We start from the raw sequence: 5,305 nt of genomic DNA on the forward strand, positions 1-5,305 counted from the left end.
TGTCTGGCTTAGTAAGGTGGAACACCCTGAAACCCGAGGACAAGAAGGCAACTATCTAATTCCTGTTTTCTACTCTACATTGTATTGATTTCTAATTGCTTTTCGTAACGCTCAAGTATGTTGCTATGCAAACCACTTACAGCGAATGATTCCAAATGACTTTTTAAATACTCTTGTCTTGATAGGCCTTTTTGTTTTGCTAATTCATCAATTTTTTAACGGTTGCAGGTTCTAAATTTCTAATTTTAATTTCCATTTTCAAAACTCCTTTTATGTTTTTTGTCACTCCAAAACTTTGGACCAAATCTCACAGATAGATAGAAAGAGCATAAGGGGTTTTTGCCCCCACTTTCAGTGTGGGATTAGGCAAAGCCTAATGTTTTCATGAGTACAAAGAATTTCAATTTAGCACTCTAGAGTGACAGCGAAAAATGCCGTTGTCACTCTAGAGTGCCTATGCTTTTTTACTTTTTCTTATATGATTTTATTTTTTTGATGTTATTTTCGGAATTACTTCCGATGCTGTATTTTCTCGGTCTTTTACGTTCGTACGAATTATTTTTAATTGAATTTAAGTTATCCGAACGAACCGTACTCGTGTTAGTTGTGACTGTTCCACCTTGTACTTGTTCAGTCGTACTTGCCACTTATAAGTCAGATTGAACGGTAGAATTTTGAGCCACTTTTGTTGTTTCAACGGAACGAGATCCGTTCACACTTTTTACTGAATTTGAACCACTACTAGAATTTGTTGGTGTTACATTTTGTGATGAAGAAGAACCAGTTTGTGTTGTTGAAGTTGTCGTATTACCTTGAACTTGTTCAGCCATGTTTGATACTTCTACATCTGTTTTAACGCTCGATTTCTGAACACCTTGCACATTTTGAACGCTACGAGAATCGCTCGTAATTGGTGTATTACCAGTGCTATTTTGAGCATTCGCAGGGCTTGCTGTGGTCGTTCCAAGTGCACCACTCTGAACACTATTTACAGACGTATTGCCTTGCGTTTGTTCTTCAACACCTGTAACAGATGTGTCTGTTTGAATAGACGTTTTTTGAACGCCCTGCGCCTTCTGGAGGCTCTGTGAATCGTTTAGAGTAGTAAAACCATTAGAATCGTTTTAATGCTTGTAGGGCTTTTTGAAGGAGTTACAGACTCGTTGGAATTTGGAACTTCACTTTTTAAAGTTCCTTGTCCCCCAACTTGTTGTGCCAATCCACCAGATGAACCACCAGAGCGACTGTCTTTGCTTTCTCCCTTTGTACCAGTACCAGAACTTCTAGAGCCACCAGAATCACCACTACTGCAAACGCATGGTGATTGACCACATTTCAGACATTTATTCTTATTTCCTTTATCATTATCATTAGGCGAAGGTGCTTTGCTTCCACCAGAACCACCAGAGCGACCTTTATTATTCACGCTATTATCTTTACCATCATTTTTCTTTACAAGATTGGATAGTCCTTTAGCCAGACCAGTAGCCATTTTAGTGCCTGCGTAAGCCCCTGCAAGCACACTCCAACCATTTTTAAGACCTGCGTCAATACCGAACAGCCTTTCAACAATGTTCGGTCCGTCAATCACAGCGACCGAAAAGGCAATCAAAGCAACCAGATAAGCTAAACCGTCCAACTGATCGGCGAGGTAAACTGTTCCAATCATATAAATCTTCATAGACAAGAAAATCAAAATAATTACTAGAAAAGTATTCAAGATTGATTGAAGTACCTTTTTGGTTTTCTGCCCGTCATGAATGTCAGCTGGCGCAACAAGTATGGCCAGAACATAATTAAACGTCATTTCGAATGATAAACGAGCTAACTTGTAGGCAATCGAAAACAGAGTGAATCCCATTACAACAAGCGTTACAATCAAAGTAAACCAATTAACGTTATAGCGATAATAATATTCGTTGTTCCACTCTAACCCCGATTGGTCGAATTTAGAGATTTTATCAGCCCCACCTTCGCCCAGTACAAGAAAATGCTTTGAACTTTCATCACTTTCCGATGAAAGTTTAATATCAACTTCACTCATAACATCTTTGGTGAATCTCTGCTTAATACTTATGTTTTTTGCCTTGCTTGGTGGAAAATCGTTAGGTGAATCCAATTCTGTTGTACTCCAACCGTTTTTATCGAACATAACTAAATCAGTGACATTTCGCTGTATAATCGTATCTGACAAAGAAGCATTATCATCCGTTTGATATAGATGGTCAGTTTTTACCACCTTAATCGCTTCGTCTGTAAATTCATTTGCTTTTTCCATACCTGTACCGAGCAAAGCAACCACTGCCAAAGCGATAAATAGGTTAATTGCTATACCTTCTCTGTCAAATTTTCTTTTGGAAAATCAATAAATAGCCTACAAACAGCAAGTTGAGTGCTAAAAGAATATATAAAAAAGGGCGTATCGTATCAACGAACGCCACAATTTCGGGGTTTTGGAAAAACTGTTTAATTAACAACACTTCATCCGTTACTTTTTCAAGACCATCAACAAAAAACGCAATCCCTTTAACCATAATCCACGCTAACCATCTGAAAGGATCTGAAAAGATACTCGCTACATTGAGATAATCAGCAAATTCGTTTATTTTCTTTGCGATTTCATCTTTACTCATTAACAACATTCCTCCTTTTTTACTAAACCTTGCTATAATAAAATTAATATTTTTTTAGAAGTCCTTTACACATATTGCCCGCCAACGTGTCTTATTTTGACTACCTTTTGACTACCTTTGGGTGAAATCGGGTTAAATTCAATGAAATCGTTTTTCCCGCAAATGTGATAATATCAAGCTCTCTCTAAAAGGGTGACAGTGCCTGAAACTGCGTCTATTAAAGAACGTAAGAAATACGGTCTTAAAGGCGCTCGTCGCGCGCCACAGTTCTCAAAACGTTAATCTTATATTACGTATCAACCCTTTCTCACTTCGGTGGGAGAGGGTTTTTGTATAAAGAATCTTATTCCATTTCTGCTATGTTATAATGAAAAGTAATAAAACGCTTGAGTAATTCTATAAATATAGCGTCATAATGAAAAATAGTGAGAGAGGTGAATTATTTGTTAAGTAATATTCTTAAAAAAAAGGAGCAGTTAGATGCTGCTCGTCCTTTACCAACACACACATTACGGACGCTAAAAGAAAAGTTATTTTTAGAGTGGACATACAACTCTAACGCAATTGAAGGGAATACGTTAACGTTAAATGAAACAAAAGTTGTTTTAGAAGGGATAACGGTTGGTGGAAAAACATTAAGAGAACATTTAGAAGTAATTAACCATAGAGATGCGATTCGTTATATAGAAGAAATTATTAGAAATCAGGAACCTCTTTCAGAATGGCAAATAAAAAACCTTCATCGCCTTGTGTTAAAAGGAATTGACGATGCATATGCAGGTGTATACAGAGCAGAGCAAGTGTTTATTTCGGGAGCGGAGCATGTCCCCCCTGCTGCCTTTTTGATTCATGAAAAGATGGAAAAGATGATGAAATGGTATGAAAATGAAGGGGCCCTTCATCATGCTATTAAACGTGGCGCAATGTTACATGCCATATTTGTAGGTATTCATCCGTTTATTGACGGAAACGGAAGAACTGCGAGGCTCTTACTAAACTTAGAGTTAATGAAAGACGGGTATCCACCGGTTGTTATCAAAGTGGAAAATCGATTAGCTTATTATGAAGCTTTGGATAAAGCGCATACGACAAAAGATTATCATGATTTTATTTCATTAGTTGAAGCAGAACTCGAAGATTCACTTGATCTCTATTTACAAGCGATAAAATAAGGATGAAATTTACAAGAGTGTAAATCATATATTTCTTTAACAGGAGAGTTCACTATCGCTAACATCATTAGCGCGTTCTGCTTACTGTGAAAAAGTATTGCTAAATGAAATTAATTTAGGAGTAGAACAATATGTCATACTCGGAGCTGGATTAGATACTTTTGGCTTCCGATATCCAGAGTTGAACAACAGCTTGAAGATTTTTGAAATTGATCATCCAGCTACGCAAGAATTTAAAAAGAAGAAGTTAAAGGATGTTAAACTTAATATGCCAAAAAATCTTCATTTTGTTTCTATGGATTTTACTAATAAGTTTTCTAAGCAAGATTTAATAGATAAAGGATTTGACAACAAACCGACTTTCTTTAGCCTATTGGGCGTTTCATATTACTTAACAAAAGAGGAAAACGCGAGATTGATTAGTCATTTATTTACTGACATCCCACGGGTAGTTCTCTTGTTTTTGATTATGCAGACGAAAAACTATTTGAAGAAAAAGGGATGTCTAATAGAGTTGAAAATATGGTAAAAATGGCTTCAGCAAGTGGGGAATCAATGAAGTTCAAGTTTCACTTATAATGAAATAGAGAGTATGTTAGAAAAATCAGGTTTGCTAATTTATGAACATTTATCACCAAATTCGATAAATGAACTTTATTTTAGAAATAGGACAGATTATTTATCTGCCTTTGAGACAATTCATTTTATACACGCTGTAAAGAAATAATTTCAATAAAAGAAGAGGGATGCTAAAACATTTTTATTGCACCCCTAATTAATATATTATTGTGGATAATATAAAACCAATAGACTTGTAAGACCTTGTAATATCAAAAACGCCTGTTTGGATTTTTCCAAATGGGCGTTTTTTATAAATTAATATGCATGTGTATGTTTTAATAATTTGCATTTAGATCATTCATTTCGTTAATAAGCATATTGAATTTGAGTCGGACACTCCTGGAAATAATAAATGTTCAAATTAAGAATCCAATTACCTCAAGTCTTAGTCAGCTCCCGTAACTTCAAATGTTTTTTCTCTACGGAGTTACAAGGACATAAAGCGAACCGCGAGACTTTTTAATTTTATGAATAAGTGGGACAAATGCACTAACCCCGCGTCCCACCTCTACTCTAGTTGCTCATGTTTATCATTATCGGTCACATCCAGTATATCGAGCAAGAATACGAACACTGGAATTCCGATAATTAACCCCCAGACACCAAAGAAATGCTGGGAAAAGATCAAGACGATAAATGTATAAAATACAGGTAAATCTGTTTTAGAAGACATCAACTTCGGATTAAGAATATACGCTTCAATTGCATGGATAACCATAATTGCGGTGAGCAAGTAAATAACGGTTAAAAAGCCCCCGATTGTATAGGCGATAAGAGATAGCGGGATAAGTGAAATGATTACACCTGCAACAGGGATAAGCCCTAAGAAAAAGACCATAATCGCTAATCCAAAGATCTGTGGGAACCCAAGAATGATTA

General features: G+C 36.1%; 3 protein-coding genes and 3 pseudogenes. 3 read left to right on the plus strand and 3 right to left on the minus strand.

Annotation, left to right across the window (positions count from 1 at the left end):
* Nucleotides 1-647: 647 nt before the first annotated feature.
* Entirely contained in the window at nucleotides 648-830 is a 183-nt protein-coding gene (locus ACPYKA_RS18340) for a hypothetical protein (RefSeq protein ID WP_479543650.1), read from the minus strand.
* A gap of 266 nt (nucleotides 831-1,096) precedes the next feature.
* Nucleotides 1,097-2,642 (minus strand): annotated as a pseudogene (locus ACPYKA_RS18345) (pLS20_p028 family conjugation system transmembrane protein).
* A gap of 162 nt (nucleotides 2,643-2,804) precedes the next feature.
* Here ACPYKA_RS18345 and rpsI point away from each other — a divergent pair.
* The 3 genes and pseudogenes from rpsI to ACPYKA_RS18360 all read left to right on the plus strand — a co-directional run.
* Nucleotides 2,805-2,915, plus strand: a pseudogene (gene rpsI / locus ACPYKA_RS18350) (30S ribosomal protein S9); the annotation flags it as partial.
* A 161-nt stretch (nucleotides 2,916-3,076) separates the two neighbouring features.
* On the plus strand, nucleotides 3,077-3,805 hold the full coding sequence (locus ACPYKA_RS18355) for a Fic family protein (RefSeq protein ID WP_479543651.1): 729 nt from the start codon (nucleotides 3,077-3,079) through the stop codon (nucleotides 3,803-3,805).
* A 52-nt stretch (nucleotides 3,806-3,857) separates the two neighbouring features.
* Nucleotides 3,858-4,532, plus strand: a pseudogene (locus ACPYKA_RS18360) (class I SAM-dependent methyltransferase); the annotation flags it as partial.
* 402 nt (nucleotides 4,533-4,934) lie between these two features.
* On the opposite strand, the gene ACPYKA_RS18365 reads toward ACPYKA_RS18360, so the two are convergent.
* Nucleotides 4,935-5,305, minus strand: a 371-nt coding sequence (locus ACPYKA_RS18365) for an AI-2E family transporter (RefSeq protein WP_479543652.1), incomplete at its 5' end; no start/stop codon positions are given.

Source organism: Pseudogracilibacillus amylolyticus (SeqCode) (assembly GCF_051918545.1).
Classification (GTDB): domain Bacteria; phylum Bacillota; class Bacilli; order Bacillales; family Amphibacillaceae; genus Pseudogracilibacillus.

Excerpts from the sequence above, each read along its gene's own strand:
- ACPYKA_RS18340 (WP_479543650.1), bottom strand. The coding sequence starts at position 830 with ATGGCTGAACAAGTTCAAGGTAATACGACAACTTCAACAACACAAACT.